At 39.9% G+C, this 16,007-nt stretch carries 20 protein-coding genes; all 20 read right to left on the bottom strand.

Annotated elements, in window-relative coordinates:
- Nucleotides 1-31: 31 nt before the first annotated feature.
- The 20 genes from fliL to xerC all read right to left on the bottom strand — a co-directional run bounded on the left by fliL (nucleotide 32) and on the right by xerC (nucleotide 15,999).
- Nucleotides 32-460, bottom strand: coding sequence for a flagellar basal body-associated protein FliL (gene fliL, locus ACSR9O_RS00490; RefSeq protein ID WP_101224653.1), 429 nt, complete (start codon nucleotides 458-460; stop codon nucleotides 32-34).
- On the bottom strand, nucleotides 457-675 hold the full coding sequence (locus tag ACSR9O_RS00495; RefSeq protein WP_459735540.1) for a flagellar FlbD family protein: 219 nt from the start codon (nucleotides 673-675) through the stop codon (nucleotides 457-459). The genes fliL and ACSR9O_RS00495 overlap by 4 nt, the downstream gene beginning before the upstream one ends.
- A gap of 46 nt (nucleotides 676-721) precedes the next feature.
- On the bottom strand, nucleotides 722-1,987 hold the full coding sequence (locus ACSR9O_RS00500) for a flagellar hook protein FlgE (RefSeq protein ID WP_491723788.1): 1,266 nt from the start codon (nucleotides 1,985-1,987) through the stop codon (nucleotides 722-724).
- A 72-nt stretch (nucleotides 1,988-2,059) separates the two neighbouring features.
- A complete protein-coding gene (locus ACSR9O_RS00505) occupies nucleotides 2,060-2,209 on the bottom strand; it encodes a hypothetical protein (RefSeq protein WP_230177497.1) in 150 nt (49 codons plus the stop codon).
- 85 nt (nucleotides 2,210-2,294) lie between these two features.
- Nucleotides 2,295-2,441: a hypothetical protein gene (locus ACSR9O_RS00510; protein ID WP_260357081.1), complete on the bottom strand. Its 147-nt coding sequence runs from the start codon at nucleotides 2,439-2,441 to the stop codon at nucleotides 2,295-2,297.
- Between the two features lie 11 nt (nucleotides 2,442-2,452).
- On the bottom strand, nucleotides 2,453-3,088 hold the full coding sequence (gene flgD / locus ACSR9O_RS00515) for a flagellar hook assembly protein FlgD (RefSeq protein WP_101224649.1): 636 nt from the start codon (nucleotides 3,086-3,088) through the stop codon (nucleotides 2,453-2,455).
- Nucleotides 3,085-4,401, bottom strand: coding sequence for a flagellar hook-length control protein FliK (locus ACSR9O_RS00520; RefSeq protein WP_491723789.1), 1,317 nt, complete (start codon nucleotides 4,399-4,401; stop codon nucleotides 3,085-3,087). The genes flgD and ACSR9O_RS00520 overlap by 4 nt, the downstream gene beginning before the upstream one ends.
- 25 nt (nucleotides 4,402-4,426) lie before the next feature.
- Entirely contained in the window at nucleotides 4,427-5,044 is a 618-nt protein-coding gene (locus tag ACSR9O_RS00525; RefSeq protein ID WP_230177502.1) for a MotE family protein, read from the bottom strand.
- Between the two features lie 4 nt (nucleotides 5,045-5,048).
- Nucleotides 5,049-5,495 carry a flagellar export protein FliJ gene (gene fliJ / locus ACSR9O_RS00530; protein WP_491723790.1) on the bottom strand — a complete coding sequence of 149 codons (447 nt, stop codon included), beginning with the start codon at nucleotides 5,493-5,495 and terminating at the stop codon, nucleotides 5,049-5,051.
- Nucleotides 5,496-5,497: 2 nt separating this feature from the next.
- The gene (gene fliI / locus ACSR9O_RS00535; protein ID WP_230177504.1) at nucleotides 5,498-6,817 is read right to left on the bottom strand and encodes a flagellar protein export ATPase FliI; all 1,320 of its coding nucleotides are present in this window, start codon (nucleotides 6,815-6,817) and stop codon (nucleotides 5,498-5,500) included.
- 2 nt (nucleotides 6,818-6,819) lie between these two features.
- On the bottom strand, nucleotides 6,820-7,593 hold the full coding sequence (gene fliH, locus ACSR9O_RS00540) for a flagellar assembly protein FliH (RefSeq protein ID WP_230177505.1): 774 nt from the start codon (nucleotides 7,591-7,593) through the stop codon (nucleotides 6,820-6,822).
- Nucleotides 7,577-8,596, bottom strand: a complete 1,020-nt coding sequence (gene fliG / locus ACSR9O_RS00545; protein WP_230177506.1) for a flagellar motor switch protein FliG — start codon at nucleotides 8,594-8,596, stop codon at nucleotides 7,577-7,579. Before fliG ends, fliH begins: the two co-directional genes overlap by 17 nt.
- 13 nt (nucleotides 8,597-8,609) lie before the next feature.
- Nucleotides 8,610-10,208, bottom strand: a complete 1,599-nt coding sequence (fliF, locus tag ACSR9O_RS00550) for a flagellar basal-body MS-ring/collar protein FliF (protein ID WP_230177507.1) — start codon at nucleotides 10,206-10,208, stop codon at nucleotides 8,610-8,612.
- A 93-nt stretch (nucleotides 10,209-10,301) separates the two neighbouring features.
- Nucleotides 10,302-10,610 carry a flagellar hook-basal body complex protein FliE gene (fliE, locus tag ACSR9O_RS00555; protein ID WP_230177508.1) on the bottom strand — a complete coding sequence of 103 codons (309 nt, stop codon included), beginning with the start codon at nucleotides 10,608-10,610 and terminating at the stop codon, nucleotides 10,302-10,304.
- A 23-nt stretch (nucleotides 10,611-10,633) separates the two neighbouring features.
- Complete coding sequence (gene flgC / locus ACSR9O_RS00560) at nucleotides 10,634-11,092, bottom strand: flagellar basal body rod protein FlgC (RefSeq protein WP_230177509.1); 459 nt, start codon at nucleotides 11,090-11,092, stop codon at nucleotides 10,634-10,636.
- On the bottom strand, nucleotides 11,092-11,487 hold the full coding sequence (gene flgB, locus ACSR9O_RS00565; RefSeq protein ID WP_230177511.1) for a flagellar basal body rod protein FlgB: 396 nt from the start codon (nucleotides 11,485-11,487) through the stop codon (nucleotides 11,092-11,094). Before flgB ends, flgC begins: the two co-directional genes overlap by 1 nt.
- 752 nt (nucleotides 11,488-12,239) lie before the next feature.
- Nucleotides 12,240-13,019, bottom strand: a complete 780-nt coding sequence (gene codY, locus ACSR9O_RS00570; RefSeq protein WP_057278408.1) for a GTP-sensing pleiotropic transcriptional regulator CodY — start codon at nucleotides 13,017-13,019, stop codon at nucleotides 12,240-12,242.
- Between the two features lie 107 nt (nucleotides 13,020-13,126).
- Nucleotides 13,127-14,536 carry an ATP-dependent protease ATPase subunit HslU gene (gene hslU / locus ACSR9O_RS00575; RefSeq protein ID WP_048684871.1) on the bottom strand — a complete coding sequence of 470 codons (1,410 nt, stop codon included), beginning with the start codon at nucleotides 14,534-14,536 and terminating at the stop codon, nucleotides 13,127-13,129.
- Nucleotides 14,537-14,548: 12 nt separating this feature from the next.
- A complete protein-coding gene (hslV, locus tag ACSR9O_RS00580) occupies nucleotides 14,549-15,076 on the bottom strand; it encodes an HslVU peptidase proteolytic subunit (RefSeq protein ID WP_048684874.1) in 528 nt (175 codons plus the stop codon).
- A 20-nt stretch (nucleotides 15,077-15,096) separates the two neighbouring features.
- Nucleotides 15,097-15,999 carry a tyrosine recombinase XerC gene (xerC, locus tag ACSR9O_RS00585; protein ID WP_048684877.1) on the bottom strand — a complete coding sequence of 301 codons (903 nt, stop codon included), beginning with the start codon at nucleotides 15,997-15,999 and terminating at the stop codon, nucleotides 15,097-15,099.
- Nucleotides 16,000-16,007: the final 8 nt, after the last annotated feature.

Here is a 16,007-nt window from a genome sequence, read left to right on the forward strand (position 1 = left end):
TCCTTATTAATTTAATGAAGCAAGGATGTTCTTATTGCAGAATCGAGGAGGTTATATAAACCTTTTCAACTTTTCCTTCTTCCATTAATTCATTCATTCTAGTCTTTAACGCTTCTTGAAGCTTTTCCTTGCCTTTTTTACCGGTTAACTCTTCCGCTTTCATTTCTGATAGTTCGGTAATGATGATATTTTTCACTTGAAAATTTCTTTTTTCCAACTCTTCTTTTGCTTTTTTATTTTCTGTTTGGACCGTAAATGAGATTTTGATATAATCATTGCCGGCAAGATTCGTAGTAATTTCAGGAATCTCAACTGATGATTTGATAATTTCGTCAATGCTAGGTTTATCTTCGGCAGATGTGGGCTCAGATAACTTTGTCACAACTACGACCGCTATGACACCAACAAGCGTTATAGCCACGAGTATAATCAACATAATGGTCAATAGATTTTTTTTCATGAACTTTCCTCCACATCCTTACGAAAACCGAGAATATTAACAGTACGATAAAATTGTATAATACCTTCAACCAGTTCCTCTTCCTTCTCTAGCACAACGATTTTCTTACCATTTGTAAAGGTAATGGTCGTATCTGGCAATGACTCGACTGTGTCTATGTACAATGCATTGATATAAAAGCATTTTCCATTGAGCCTTGTGACTTTGATAATGATATTTAGGAGCTAGGGCAAAAAGCACCTGGCTCCTCCCTCCCTTAACCTATCGTTTTAAGTTAACCAATTCCTGTAGAATTTCATCCGACGTCGTGATGATCCTCGAATTTGACTGGAAACCACGTTGAGCAACGATCATTTCAGTAAACTCTTCGGATAAATCCACATTGGACATTTCCAAAGAACCTGATGCAATCACACCGCGCCCCTCACCTGCGATATTGATATTTGCGGTACCTGAATTTATTGATTCCTGAAAAGTATTGCCACCGGTTTTCGTCAAGCCAGATGCATTGGAAAACTTGGCGACGGCAAGTTGGCCTAAGGTAGTGATCAGACCGTTGGAATAAACGCCATTTATTTCCCCTGATGAACCAATATTAAAACTTTCCAGTTTACCTTCTTTATTACCATTCGGATTTACAAGAGCAGTGGTGGAACCTTTAACTTGAGTAAGATTCGAGAAATCAAAATCCAAATTAACTTTTTGTACGCTTTCATCGACTGCAGTATCCGAGTCATCCTCTTTGCCGCTTGAAATGTTTATGGTTTGACCTGCCTGGGTTTTATCTGCTGCCACTATCAACCCATTAGCGTCGAAATTTACCGTAGTGAACGGTTTTGGTTTAGTTGCTGATGTATCCCCCAAAGGAGCAGGTTCTTCATCAAAAACCTCCCATTTATCATCACCGTTTTTTTGGAAAAAGATAGTTGCCGTTTGTTCTTTACCCTTGTCATCCACAACTTTCATTTGCTGGCTAAATACGGTACCATCAATTGCGTCAGCAGCTAGATTTCCACTTACTGATATTTTAGTGGAGGTAATGGCAGGTAAAATCGCATTGACGTTAACAGCAACATCGCCAATCGTTTTTGATCGTTTCCCGTTTTCATCAACCTTGTAAGCCTGCACTTTCAAACCATTCGCGTTGACAAGGGTACCATTATCATCCAGATAAAAGTTTCCTGCACGTGTATATGAAAGAGAATCGCCTTGCTTGACGACGAAATAGCCATCACCGGATATTCCTAAATCAAGATCGCGGCCAGTGGTTTGCAGGCTTGACTGTGTATGGATCGTATCAATTGTAGCAATCGTGGAGCCCAATCCAATTTGTTTAGAATTGGTTCCTCCTTTATTGGCTGTTGCTGCACTTGCACCAGATACCGTTTGGTTCATTGCATCACTGAATGTCACACGGCTTTTTTTGAAACCATATGTATTGACATTGGCGACGTTATTACCGATAACATCCAATTTTGTTTGTAAGTTTTTTAATCCGCTTATTCCCGAATACATTGAACGAAGCATGGTAAAGCTCCCCTTTCATATATAGACTGCTTCCGTCATTCCACAGTCCAGGCTTTCTCTTTCAGGTCCAGCCTATTTATCTAAAATTATGGTTCCGTTGATGTTCGTGAAAATTTGTGATGTTGCTTCTTCCCTGTTCATGACTGTGATGACCATATTGTTTTTCGGGCTTACTATCAGTGCCGCATTCTTTGTAATGATAAGAGATTCGTTTACACCCATTTTTTTGGCCTCATTGGCTTTAAGAGCTATTTGTCCCAGGTTTATGACGCTATTTCTCCTTTGACTCATCCGAAATTGAGCATGTTTACTGATGGTCAATTTTTGATTTTGTGCAGACAGCAGCTTGAAAATGCTGTTGGAAGCCTTGCTGGATCATCCGCCTTTGCCTTAACGGCAATTTTCTTTGTGGCATCAGCTGAGAGGAATTTGCTTGAAAACCAAGTTTATTCATATTCCCGCCCCTTAAGCTTCAGCGATTTTTATCAATTGCTCTGATGATAACTTGGTTTTGTTTTCATCATCCACTTCAATTTGCAGTTTGCCATTACTCATGGATACCGAGATTACTACAGCTGATGTCTCTCCATTTTTTTCATCCATCCAGGAAACGCGCTTGCCTATTAATTCACTTGCCGCCGTCAAGCTATTCGACGTGGAACTTGTTTGTTTCATTGCCGAGATATTTGCGGGTTCAAGCTTTGTGCCATCTTCTAAAAGAAAATAAACGCCATCACCCTTATATTGGATCGATTTAACCATGCCTGTTCCTTCTTCTATCGCAAGGTCATCATCGCCTTCATCCAGTTTATGCCAAGTGACTTCCTTTCCGACAAAAGAGTTATAGTTCATTAAACTATTTTGTTGATTGATCCCGATTATTTCTTCCATTTGGGCTCCCATATTCATCATCTGTTCCAGAGAAGAAAAAGTGGCCATTTGGGCGATGAATTCCGTATTGTCCATCGGGCTTGACGGATCTTGGTTTTGAAGCTGGGTAAGCAGCAATTTCAAGAAATCATCTTTTCCCAATGCATCCCCGGTTTTTCTGTTTTCAGTTTGAGATTTTGATAATAATAGTGACGTATCGATGGTCGTCATTTTTTCACCCACACTTCCAGATTTAACAAAGCATCGGCAAGGGATCCCGTAAATTCGCTTTCCGTCTCATCATTGCTTTCTTCCTTACTCTCCTGTTGTTCATTATGTTCATCCGCATCTTTCTGGCTGAATTTCTCAGAAAAAGCATTGAAGGTCTGTGATATTTCAATTCTTTCAATTTGAATGTTTTGTCCGCTAAACGCTTGTTTTAAACCATGAATCTGATTCTCCAGCATATCTTTGGCCTGTGCAGTAGTAGCTAGAATCTTGGCTGAAAGCATACCATCCTTTTGAATCAGCTCGATTCTTAGGGACCCTAAATGTTCAGGATTCAATCTGATCAACAGTTTATTTACACCGTTAATTACGCTAAAGTTCGCCTTACTTAGAATATTTTCAAATTGCTTAACGAACTCTCCTTGACTGGCAGTTTGCTCAACTTTGGGAGCTGCCAAGACGAATTGCTCCAGCTTTGTCATGAAAAAAGGCATACCAGACCCTTGATGTTTACCGCTATCCAGGCTTTGCAAAGTCACAATGCTAGCGACTGCTCCGTCTTTATTTACCTTGTCACTCCCAGATGAATGAGGGAATGCGCTTTTAAATGTTTCTATTGCTTTAGTTTGCCCTGTCTCCAAAGTGTTGGATTGGTCAGGTTCTGTTTTTGATTTTGGTTGAATGGACAGCCATTTCTCCAGCTTCCCCGTTATCCCTTCAAGCAGGTGTTTCATTTGTTTCTGCATGGCCGCTTCATCTTGTGTCATGTGCTTATTCTCCGAGAGAAGATCTTGAACTTTCACAAATTTCAAGAGATTCACCACACCAGATAATGGTAGGTCATGCCATTCTTCTTCGCTCAATAAAGTAATTTTTTTCAGGGTGGTATACAGTTCCATCACATTGGCTGATAACAAACTTTGTGGATTCAGGCTGAAGTCATCACCTTCTTGTTCTAAATCCAGTTCCTCGATGCTCGCAAAGAAATCATCCAGCGCACCCTCATCATTTCCAACTATATTTTTTAGGGCCTGTAAAATAAGGTTGCTGTCTTGTTTGTTTACTGAAGGGTCAACGGCTGGACTCTCTTCCCCTGTATCACTTAACCTTTCAAGCTTCAAAAAACCAAGCAAATCGTTTATTTCAGACATTCGTCCTTCAGGGTTGCCGCCTATATCCGATGGAATGGGAGGTTCTGCCACTATCGCTGATTGAAGGACTGATCCAAACCCTGAATTAGTTTGCTGATTTGGCTTAATTGGTACCTTTAGACTTAATGATGCCAAGGGAAGTAAAGAATTAATGGCAGAATTCATATATTCACCTCCTAACTCTTTCCACTTAAGGACTTTGTTCCGTTAGTTTCTTCGTTAACCTTGCAGCATCAGCCGTTGTCATTTGCTCCAAAACCTTAGCTAAAGTGGCTGCTTTCATACTTGAGAGAATCTCCAATGCATCTTCATCATTCATTTCGGTAATGATAGGTGCAGCCTTCTTCGGAGCCATGGTTTCATAAGTACGAATTATATCCTTGAACGCTTGTTTACTATTATTCTGACTATCTTTAAGTTGATTCATTTCTGTTTGAAGCTGCTGTTTTTCTGCTTCTGCCTTTTCAATGGCCTTGTCGCGTGTATCGATGATGCTCTCAAGCTTGTCCATCTCTTTTTCCTTGTTTTCAATCTCGGTTTCTAATTTTTCGATCTTCATGGAATCTTTCTCATCACTCTTGGCTGGTTTATCTTTCTCTTCATCCTTTTGATCCGATTCAATGAAGGGTATTTTCGCAGACATATCCTTTGCCTTTTCCATTACATTCACCCCTGCAACTGTAAAAACGATCAACGCTACAGTTACCGCAAAGATTAATGGAATGAAGATGACAAGAAACCATTGAAACTTACTTATCTTGCTTTCTTCCAATTCTTCCAATCCATTGGATTCACTTTTTTTACGCATTCCATCACCTTACGCCTTTGCTTAAGAATTGCCGGATTGATATTTCATCCATTTGTTTGTTCTCAGCTTCCTTAATGACATCGAGGAATTTAAGAAAATCATTTTCTTTCATTTTCTCGTACTTTTTAACCTCGATATTTCTTTCCATTAATATATCCCGTTGAATATTCATCATGTATCGCGCTTCAATGACTTCCTGTTGACAGTGGTTTAAGAGTTTTTCCAAGTTGTCCATAAATAACTGATGATGACGAATTTCCTGTATGGATAATCCATTTCGCAGCTTTTCCTGTTGAAACTCAAGCAACTCTTCCTTTTTCTTTAAAAGCTTATATAACTTTTCTGCCACTTCTTCAAATTTTTTTAAAGCAGCATTATATTTAGCTAGTGCATCGTTTTTTTCTTTTTCTTTGATGGTCAGGATCTTCTCGAATTTATATTGATAAATCATTATTAATCACCTTTCTCCATCAATTCGACAAGGGCATTGATACTATTATCTTTGGTAGCTTTTTCATGGGTTCCTTGCTTCAAAAATGAAATGATTTCCGGATAGCGTGTAATCGAGTTATCAATTTGTTTGGAAGAACCCTTCTTATAAGCTCCTATATTAATCAAATCTTCCGACTCCATATAGGTTGATAAACTTGCCCGTAATTTTTCCGCGGCGTTTTTATGCTTGTCACCAACTATATTATTCATTACACGACTAATGCTCTTTAATACATTGAGCGCTGGAAACTGTCCTTTATTGGCTAAATTTCGGTCCAGTATGAAGTGACCATCCAAAATTCCCCTGACAGCATCAGCAATCGGTTCATTCATATCATCACCGTCGACGAGTACCGTATAAAAAGCTGTAATGGTACCGAGCTGATTTGTACCCGTTCTTTCGAGTAACCTTGGCAGGATGGCGAAAACGGAGGGGGTATACCCTTTTGTCGTCGGCGGTTCCCCGATGGCAAGTCCAATTTCCCTCTGGGCCATCGCAACCCTCGTGACCGAATCCATCATCAGCATCACATTCAATCCCTTATCACGAAAATATTCCGCGATGGCAGTTGCCGTCAAAGCACCCTTTATCCTCATCAACGCTGGCTGATCAGATGTCGCCACTACAACGATTGATCGTGCCAGTCCTTCCGGTCCAAGATCTTTCTCAATGAATTCACGAACTTCACGGCCACGTTCTCCAATAAGACCGATTACGTTTAAGTCAGCCGTCGTATTCCTTGCTACCATACCAAGCAACGTGCTTTTCCCGACGCCGCTTCCTGCAAAGATACCAACACGCTGTCCTTTACCAACTGTTAATAAACTATCAATCACCCGGACTCCTACATCTATCGGTTCATTAATGGGAGGTCGTTTCATCGGATTCGGCGGATCTTGATCCACAGAAATTGTCGCCAGACCTTTTGGAAGGAGTGAGTCATCAATGGGATGTCCCAATGGATCGACTACTTTGCCAATGAGCCCGCTTCCGGCCTTTATCTCAAGGCTCCGTCCGCTCCCTTCCACGATACAGCCCGGAGCAATATCACTAACTGCTGTAAATGGCATTAAAATAACCATTTCATCACGGAAACCGACCACTTCGGCTAAGATTCGATTTTTCTTTTTTTGTATGCCTGTATGGATATAACAAACATCACCTACAGAGCTTTCAGGGCCTTGAGATTCTATCATTAACCCCACGACACGTTTGACCCGTCCATAATGTTTGAATGGATCAACTTCATCAACCAAGGGCAATAGGTCTCTAGTTTTCATCTTTATTCCCCTTCCAGCAATTCAGTTAGTTTCACTTTTATTTCATGCAGCTGACTGTCGACACTCGCATCCATCCTTCCGTTATCGGATTCGATGATACAGCTGCTTTCTTCAAGCTCATCATCCGGAAAGATATACAGCTCAGTATCTTTCGGAAAGATTGCCATCAACTCATCTTTATGAGAAAGAATCGATTGATATCGGATCGGATGGATATGCAATTGCACTTCACGGCAATCCCTCACTTCTTTGATGGCTCTTTTGACTATGGATAAAAAAGACTCTTCATCTCTTTCAAGCTGTTGCCCGATAATTTTCTCTGCCACCTTCAGGGCAAGATTTAAAATAACGGTTTCAGATGATTCGATATGGTGCCGATAATCTTTTTTAGAGGACTCCACCACTTCTTTTGCGAAAGCTATTTCCGCGGCAATCTCGCTATAACCCTTTTGGATCCCATCTTCGACTCCCTGCTGATACCCTTCTTTTTGAGCTTGTTCGATAACCATTGCTTTTTCTTGATTCTCCCATTGTTCTCGGTCTTGCTGGATTTCAGCAGCAATCGCTTGGGCTTTTTGCTTAGCATCGAGCAATAACGTTTCCGCTTCCTGTTTGGCATCTTTGAGAAATTCATCAGATTGAATATAATGAAGTTTTTTTCGCTCATCTGCATCATCATTTTGAAGAAAGTCAAAAGGGCGAACTTTTATCGCTATCTTTTTGCTTTTCTCCTGGTTAGCCTGCTGGGATTTGATAATCCTAGACAATGATATCATCCCCTCCGCCGCGGGCAATCACGATGTCTCCAGTTTCCTCCAGTCGGCGAATGACGGCAACAATTCTTGATTGCGCTTCTTCTACATCACGCAAACGTACCGGCCCCATATATTCCATTTCTTCCTGGAACGTTTCAACCATACGTTTTGACATGTTTCGGAAAACAATTTCCTTCACTTCATCACTAGCCACTTTAAGCGATAGCTTAAGATCTTCGTTATCGGATTCCCTGACAACACGCTGAATCGCTCTGCCATCAAGGGTCACGATATCCTCAAAAACAAACATTCGTTTCTTTATTTCCTCAGCAAGCTCCGGATCTTGGATTTCAAGTGCATCCAAGATCGTTCTTTCCGTTGAGCGATCAACACCATTCAACACATCTACAACGGCTTCCACTCCACCAGTCTGTGTATAATCTTGGGTTACAGTCGCTGAAAGTTTTCTTTCGAGTATTTGCTCCACTTCATTGATGATTTCCGGAGAAGTGCTATCCATTAAAGCAATCCTTCTTGCAATATCGGCCTGCACCTCTTGCGGAAGCTCAGACAATATTTGTCCAGCCTGTGTGGGATCAAGATAGGACAAGATTAATGCAATGGTCTGCGGATGCTCGTTCTGAATGAAATTCAAGATCTGTCCAGGATCTGCCTTTCGAGCAAAGTCGAATGGACGAACCTGCAAGGAAGATGTTAAACGGTTAATGATGGCGGTTGCCTGGTCAGTCCCTAATGCCTTTTCAAGTACCTGTTTGGCATATCCTATCCCTCCCTGGGAGATGTAATCCTGTGCTAAAGCAATATTATGGAATTCTTCCAGAATTTCCTCTTTATCTCGGGAGTCCACTTTCCTCACTCCCGAAATTTCAAGTGTCAATCTCTCAATTTCCTCTTCGGAAAGATGCTTATAAACGGACGCAGAAACATCCGGGCCTAAGGAAATAAGGAGGATGGCAGCTTTCTGTTTGCCAGTCAATCCGGCTTTTTTTTTTCTATCTGTCATTTTCTTAAGCCTCCTAGTCTTCTGCTATCCAGCTTCTTAATAATTTTGCAAATTCATCCGGCTTTTCTTTTGCCAGCTTCTCCAGTTGTTTTCTTTTTAAAGATGCTTCTGTTTCCTTCTCTTTGTTCAGATCCGGAACATCGAATACGACTTCTTCCTCTTCAACCACGTACTCCTCTTCCATTTCAGCTTGCTTTCGGGAACGGAGGAATAAGATTAAGAGAATGATAATGGCAAGTATTAGCACTCCACCGACTATGTATGCCCATATTGGTAACGAAGGTTTCGTTTCATCTTTTTGCAACTTCATTTTTCCATTAAACGGCTGAACGGAAATCGCAATTTTATTATTAAGCTCCTCGTCCGTCAGCTCTTCCCCTTCAGCTTTTTTCTCGATTGTCGTGCGGATTATCGTACCAAGGATTTGTGTAATATCATCCATACTCTGTTGAGATAAAGAATTTGGATCGTCAGCAGTGGGCGGTTCGACCATGACCTGAATACCTAAATCTTTGACTTTATATGGGCTTTCGACTATTTCTTTCTTGATTCGATTCACTTCACTATTTATCGTTTCATCCACTTTTTCATACTCACCGGATCCGTTTGTGCCTTCAATGTAACTCGATCCCAATGAATCTGAGGAATCCTCACTTTGCGGAACGCCTCCTGCACCTGCTGCGTCCCCGCTATACGATTCATTGATCCTTTGCGCAGAAATCTCAATTCCAGCCATATTTTCTTCATCGACCGGTTCCACTAAATTCTCTTCCCGATTTTCTTGAGTGAAATCAATGTCTGTCGTGACTGAAACAACCACCTTGTCTCTCCCCATTATCGTTCCAAGCATATTTTGTACCTGTCTTTGAATATCGCGTTCTATTTCTTTTTTTATTTCGTTTTGGGTAGCAAATGCGGATGCGAAAGAAGAATTTTCATTTTCATAATCGAAGTACTCAAACTCTTGGTTCATAATGACGATATTATCTGTAGGGAGATTCGGAACACTTTTTGAGACCAGATGATAAAGGGAATTGATTTGACTTTCTTCAAATTTATAACCGGGGTTCGTATTCAATACAATGGATGCTGACGCTTCCCCAGCTGAATCACTGACAAAAACTCCTTTATCAGGAAGGGTGATCATAACACTGGCATCTTCTACTCCATCAATCTTTTTTATTAAACTTGCCAATTCCGTTTGCATCGAGTCCAGTTTAATGACATTGAATTCATTTTCAGTCATTCCGATACCGGCACTTTGACTAAAAAAGGAATAGTCGATACTGCCTGATTCCGGAATTCCTTCAGCTGCCAGTTCCACTTTAAGTGAATCCAGTTTTTCTTCTGGAACTTTTATGGTCGTCCCATTTTCAGAAACTTCATTCATAATCCCTTGACTGTCTAAATTTTCTTTAATGCTCCCCGTTTCCGAAGGAGTTAAGTTGGAATATAAGGGCACCAGCGTCGTACGCGTGGTTAAAATTGAAACTGCCGTAATGATGATGATAATTAATGCCGCTGAACCAATCATCATGAATTTTTGTTTTTTACTGCGGCTCGTCCAGTAAGCAGTTATTTTGTTTTTATAGTTCACTAGTACTTCATTCATTTAAATCCCCCGGTCAGTCTATGAATTTATGATTGGGGGACTTCTTTTCCCCCTGGTCATTTTTCTCTATATAATGAGGTAAAAAAATGAATGCTATATACTCATTCTCATCATTTCCTGGTAGGCTTCCACAACCTTATTCCGAACCTCTAATGTAGCCTGCATGGTAACACTGGCTTTTTGTGAAGCTATCATCACCGAATGAAGCTCAACATTCTCCCCATTAACCAATTTGGTTGTAAGATCATCAGATGCCACTTGTGTTTCGTTAACTTTATTCATTGATTCTTTTAATACCGACGCAAAATCTTGCTGCGATTCGTATGGTGTATTAGTATTGTTTTGCTCTTTTTTCAGAACATTACTTGCATTGTTCACTGCTGAAAGAGAAATCCCCTCCATATCAACAATCCCCTTTCAAACTTTCATTTCCCGATTTCCAAAGCTTTCATCATCATTCCCTTTGATGCATTTAAAACTGTCACATTTGCTTCGTATGAGCGTGTGACACTCATTAAATCAACCATTTCCCGAAGTGGGTCGACATTTGGCATTTCAACATAACCATCTTCATTGGCATCAGGATGTTCAGGATTGTAATCCAGTTCAAAAGGTGTTTTATCTTTTACTATTCCAGTCACCTTCACTCCATTCCCTACCTCGCTCGTTTTTCCTGATGCCGCGTTTAAGAAACTCGAAAAACCGTTTTCCTTACTTTGCAGCACAACTGATTTTCTTGTATATGGCTTCCATGTTTTTGATTCGGCGTCATATTCCGCCCTGGCAGTATCGGCATTAGCCATATTAGCTGAGATTACATCCATCCTTACCCTTTGACTCGTCAGGCTAGATCCGGTCATGTTTATACTTTGGAAGACTCCCATCACTTACCTCCTCTAATTACATTCTGCAATGATTGAAACTTACCTGAAAGCCTGTCGGTTACTGCATTATAATAAATCTGGTTGGCAGCAAGATCAGTCATTTCCTTATCAACGTCCACGCTATTGCCATTATTGTTATATCGGACATTTTTCTGCGTCACGATGTTAGAAGCATTACTCCCCTCTGATTTGAAGGTGAAATGTCGTTCATCGGTACGATATGACTCCAGGGAAGATTCCAGTTCTCCCTTAAAGGATTGTGTTTTGTCGACTTCTTTAGCTTTATAATTAGGCGTATCCGAATTGGCTATGTTCTGTGAAATGACTTTTTGTTTGACATTAGAATAATCAAGGGCATTTTCAAGCGATTGAAAAGTATTCGAAAATAATTCCACATCGATCACCTCTTTCTATAATTAACAAATAATTACTTTATCAATAAATTAACCCAGCGCATTTACGTTTTAATTTTAAAGAAACATTATAACTATGTCCATAAACAATACATAGACTTTAGACCTATTATCGTCGAAAATTGTCATAAATCGCTCAAATTTGTCGTTTTTATTAGTAAAATTACAGGGTTAATATGACGTTATATTACATTTTATTATGATATTCTACATATTAACCAAATTTTACTTCTATTAGCTTATATATCATATCGAAAAACAAATCTATATACCTGATACTTTTGAACTATTTTTCGATTTTACTTTAAATTTTTTTTTTCATTTTAGTTGATTTAACCCTTTTAAATAAAGGATTCTTAAAAATAAATGATTACTGCATTTTTTCTTTTTTTGAAAAAAAGCGGTTTTTTTAACGTACCGATCCATTCGACAAAATCCCCAACTGACTGTACCCCGTTATCCATAGTATTTTTAAAATCTAAAAGTACATCATCATTCATTTCCATCATATCGACAGTTATAATAATATAATTACCCTTTCAAGAAATATTCAACTATCTTTACTGCTTCTAATAGAAAACATGCCTATATTCACATTTCCATTTAATCCTTATTACCTTTTTTCCTTTCTACACCTGCCATTCACCTGCGTTTGCCTGTTAGTCCCAGAACAGCAACAGATCCAAATATCACAAAAAAAGGCAGCCCTTTTTAAGGACTGCCTTTTTAGTATGTTAATTATTTTTAAGCTTCTCTAATTCAAGTAGGAATTTATCGTTCAATACTTTGATATAAGTACCTTTCATTCCAAGAGAGCGTGATTCAATGACTCCTGCACTTTCCAGTTTCCTTAGTGCATTTACGATAACGGAACGCGTGATGCCGACACGGTCTGCAATTTTGGATGCTACAAGCAGACCTTCATTACCTTTAAGCTCCTCAAAGATGTGCTCAATTGCTTCCAATTCACTGTAAGATAACGAGGATATCGCCATTTGAACGACAGCTTTACTACGAGCTTCTTCTTCTATCTCTTCTGATTTTTCACGCAGGATTTCCATGCCGACTACAGTCGCACCATATTCAGCCAAAATTAAATCATCATCGTGAAATTTTTCTTGTAATCGGGCAAGTACTAATGTTCCTAAACGTTCTCCCCCACCCATAATCGGTACGATCGTTGTTAATCCAGTTGCGAAAAGCTCTTTATTTTCGACTGGGAAAGCAGTATATTCGCTTTCGATATCAAGGTTCGAAGAGGTTTCAGGAATATTGAAAAGGTTTTTTGTGTACTCTTCAGGGAATTGTTTATCTTCCAACATTTTGTACATGCGTTCGTTTTCAATTTGCTGGCTCACCGCTATGCCAAGTAATTTCCCGCGGCGGCTGACGACGAATACATTCGCTTCGATAACTTCACTTAAACTTTCAGCCATTTCCTTGAAGTTAACTGCTTTACCTGCTGCTTTTTGGAGCATTGCATTGATTTTTCTTGTTTTTGCTAATAAGTTCATTTGATTTGTTCCTCCTAAAAATACCATGGTTCACAATAACTATGAAGTTGTATTTCCGTAATTTTATGTTCATTGCGTAGGCAAATCATTGCCAAATTGTTTCTTAATTAAAGGATAAACTGGCTTAAATCTTTGTTCCGGGCGATAGAACCAAGCTTACCTTCGACATATTGGGGGGTAATTGTAATCTTCTCCATCGTTATTTCCGGAGCTTCAAACGATAAGTCTTCAAGCAACCGTTCCAAAATGGTATGAAGTCTTCTTGCACCAATATTGTCAGTGTTTTGATTTACTTCGAAGGCCACTTCAGCTATCTTACGAACAGCATCGTCAGAAAATTCAATTTCTATACCTTCAGTTTCTAATAAAGCAACATATTGTTTTAACAAGGCGTTATCCGGTTCATGAAGAATCCGTACAAAGTCGTCTACAGTCAGTTTGTTCAATTCAACACGAATCGGGAATCTACCTTGTAATTCAGGGATAAGGTCGGATGGCTTAGCCATATGAAAGGCCCCTGCAGCAATAAATAGGACATGATCCGTTTTAACTGACCCATATTTAGTCACTACTGTCGAACCTTCAACAATTGGCAGGATATCCCTTTGGACACCCTCTCTTGATACATCCGCTGATGAACTTCCAGATTGCTTACTTGCAATTTTGTCTATTTCATCAATAAAGATAATCCCATTTTGCTCAGCCCCGTATACTGCATCGGAAGTGACCTCATCCATATCAATCAATTTTGCCGCTTCTTCATTTGTTAAAACGGTTCTCGCTTCACTTACTTTCAATTTGCGCTTCTTGCTTTTTTTCGGCATCAAGCTTCCTAAAGCGTCCTGCATGTTCATCCCCATTTGTTCCATTCCCGAACCTTGGAGCATATCAAACATCGAAGCAGCCTGTTCTTCCACTTCGACCGTTATCATTTCACTTTCCAACTCACCATTAGCCAGCTTTTCAGCGACGATTTTTCTTTTTTCCTGCAAACTTAAATCTTCGGAATTTTCTTCCGGGTCCTGTTCGTCTTGATTGTTATTGCCTCCAAAAAAGACTTCAAGAGGATTCTTGAAATTACTCTGTTTTTTAGTGGATGGCACTAATAGCTCTATTAAACGGCGATTTGCATTTTCTTCTGCCCGTTCCTTTACACTGGCCATCTTTTCTTCCTTCACGAGGCGGACGGAAGTCTCCACCAAGTCACGGACCATGGACTCTACATCCCGGCCGACATACCCGACTTCCGTAAATTTCGTTGCTTCAACTTTTACAAAAGGAGCACCTACCAATTTAGCCATTCTCCGAGCTATTTCTGTTTTCCCAACACCTGTCGGTCCAATCATTAATATATTCTTCGGAACGACTTCGTCACGAAGTTGATCCGAGAGAAGGGAACGTCGGTAGCGATTCCGAAGAGCCACTGCCACTGCCCGTTTTGCCTCACGCTGCCCTACGATATACTGATCCAGTTTTTCAACGATTTGCCTCGGTGTTAAATTAGCTTTTTTTGACATTTGCGCTCCTCCTTACAACTCTTCCACGATTATATTCGTATTTGTAAATACACAAATTTCCGCTGCAATTTGTAAAGATGATTGAGCGATTTCCTTTGCCGATAAGTGGTCGCTGGAAAACCGCATTAATGCCCTGCCGGCAGCCAATGCATAATTCCCTCCAGATCCTATGGCGAGAATCCCGTCATCCGGTTCAATTACTTCCCCGGTGCCAGAAACGAGCAGTAAATGGTTCTTATCCATCACGACTAGCATGGCTTCAAGCTTTCTCAATACATTGTCACTTCTCCATTGCTTTGCCATTTCAACGGCAGCGCGCTGAAGATTGCCATTATACTCTTCAAGTTTAGCTTCGAACATCTCAAATAAAGTGAAAGCATCTGCAACGGAACCTGCAAAACCTGCAAGGACATTACCATTAAAGATTTTTCTTACTTTCCTCGCTGTATGCTTCATCACTACTGAATTTCCTAAAGTAACCTGCCCATCACCGGACATGGCACATTCACCTTTATGATGCACTGCAAATATCGTTGTCATAAAGTGTCCCCTTTCAACATTTAAGGCCGCGGATGTGATGCATTGTAGACTTTTTTCAATTGGTCTTTTGTAACATGCGTATACACTTGCGTTGATGAAATTTTTGAATGACCAAGCAATTCCTGAACCGTGCGAATGTCCGCCCCATTATTCAATAGGTGTGTAGCAAACGAATGCCTTAGCATATGGGGATGAAGACTTCCATCTGCGGCTGACTTTTTAATCAATTCATTCAATATATAGCGAACTCCCCTAGGTGTCAGAGGGTCTCCACGAAAATTAACAAATAAATAAACATGCGCCTTGGCGTCAGACGAAGTCAATTCCATCCTGGCTGTACGTATGTATAAATCTATCGCTTCCTGTGCATATCTACCAACCGGAACGTAGCGATCCTTTTTTCCTTTTCCATGGATCAGTACCGTCCCTAAGGAAAGATCGATATCCTGCAGTTTAATATCACAACATTCACTTACGCGAATGCCTGTAGCATACAATAATTCCAGTAAGGCATTGTTCCTTATTCCTATCGGTGAATCTTTCTTTAAAGAAGAAAACAACTGATCCATTTCCTTCTCATAGAGAAAACGTGGCAGTCTTTGATCCTTTTTAGGTAAAGAAGCAAGGGAAAAAGGATTATCCTTCACATCACCTTCACGTAGTAAAAATTTATAAAGGCTCCGCAAACAAGAAGTTTTTCTTGCTACAGTGCGCTTAGAAAGTTTTTTCTCATATAAATTCGTTAAATATAACCGGACATCAAGATATTCAACGGACGTGATGTCCTCAATGCCCTGTTCATTAAGGAACAGAAAAAATTCGTGAATATCACGTTTGTAATTTTCAATGGTGTAATGTGAACTGTTCTTTTCAATTTGTAAATATTCGATGAAGGATGATAATGCCTTTTTTTGATTAATCATGGAAACAC

This window comes from Peribacillus sp. B65 (assembly GCF_058513295.1).

Excerpts from the sequence above, each read along its gene's own strand:
- fliL (WP_101224653.1), bottom strand. The coding sequence starts at position 460 with ATGAAAAAAAATCTATTGACCATTATGTTGATTATACTCGTGGCTATA.
- ACSR9O_RS00500 (WP_491723788.1), bottom strand. The coding sequence starts at position 1,987 with ATGCTTCGTTCAATGTATTCGGGAATAAGCGGATTAAAAAACTTACAA.
- ACSR9O_RS00505 (WP_230177497.1), bottom strand. The coding sequence starts at position 2,209 with ATGGGTGTAAACGAATCTCTTATCATTACAAAGAATGCGGCACTGATA.
- ACSR9O_RS00510 (WP_260357081.1), bottom strand. The coding sequence starts at position 2,441 with ATGAATAAACTTGGTTTTCAAGCAAATTCCTCTCAGCTGATGCCACAA.
- flgD (WP_101224649.1), bottom strand. The coding sequence starts at position 3,088 with ATGACGACCATCGATACGTCACTATTATTATCAAAATCTCAAACTGAA.
- ACSR9O_RS00520 (WP_491723789.1), bottom strand. The coding sequence starts at position 4,401 with ATGAATTCTGCCATTAATTCTTTACTTCCCTTGGCATCATTAAGTCTA.
- ACSR9O_RS00525 (WP_230177502.1), bottom strand. The coding sequence starts at position 5,044 with ATGCGTAAAAAAAGTGAATCCAATGGATTGGAAGAATTGGAAGAAAGC.
- fliJ (WP_491723790.1), bottom strand. The coding sequence starts at position 5,495 with ATGATTTATCAATATAAATTCGAGAAGATCCTGACCATCAAAGAAAAA.
- fliI (WP_230177504.1), bottom strand. The coding sequence starts at position 6,817 with ATGAAAACTAGAGACCTATTGCCCTTGGTTGATGAAGTTGATCCATTC.
- fliH (WP_230177505.1), bottom strand. The coding sequence starts at position 7,593 with ATGATATCATTGTCTAGGATTATCAAATCCCAGCAGGCTAACCAGGAG.
- fliG (WP_230177506.1), bottom strand. The coding sequence starts at position 8,596 with ATGACAGATAGAAAAAAAAAAGCCGGATTGACTGGCAAACAGAAAGCT.
- fliF (WP_230177507.1), bottom strand. The coding sequence starts at position 10,208 with ATGAATGAAGTACTAGTGAACTATAAAAACAAAATAACTGCTTACTGG.
- fliE (WP_230177508.1), bottom strand. The coding sequence starts at position 10,610 with ATGGAGGGGATTTCTCTTTCAGCAGTGAACAATGCAAGTAATGTTCTG.
- flgC (WP_230177509.1), bottom strand. The coding sequence starts at position 11,092 with ATGGGAGTCTTCCAAAGTATAAACATGACCGGATCTAGCCTGACGAGT.
- codY (WP_057278408.1), bottom strand. The coding sequence starts at position 13,019 with ATGAACTTATTAGCAAAAACAAGAAAAATCAATGCAATGCTCCAAAAA.
- hslU (WP_048684871.1), bottom strand. The coding sequence starts at position 14,536 with ATGTCAAAAAAAGCTAATTTAACACCGAGGCAAATCGTTGAAAAACTG.
- hslV (WP_048684874.1), bottom strand. The coding sequence starts at position 15,076 with ATGACAACGATATTTGCAGTGCATCATAAAGGTGAATGTGCCATGTCC.
- xerC (WP_048684877.1), bottom strand. The coding sequence starts at position 15,999 with ATGATTAATCAAAAAAAGGCATTATCATCCTTCATCGAATATTTACAA.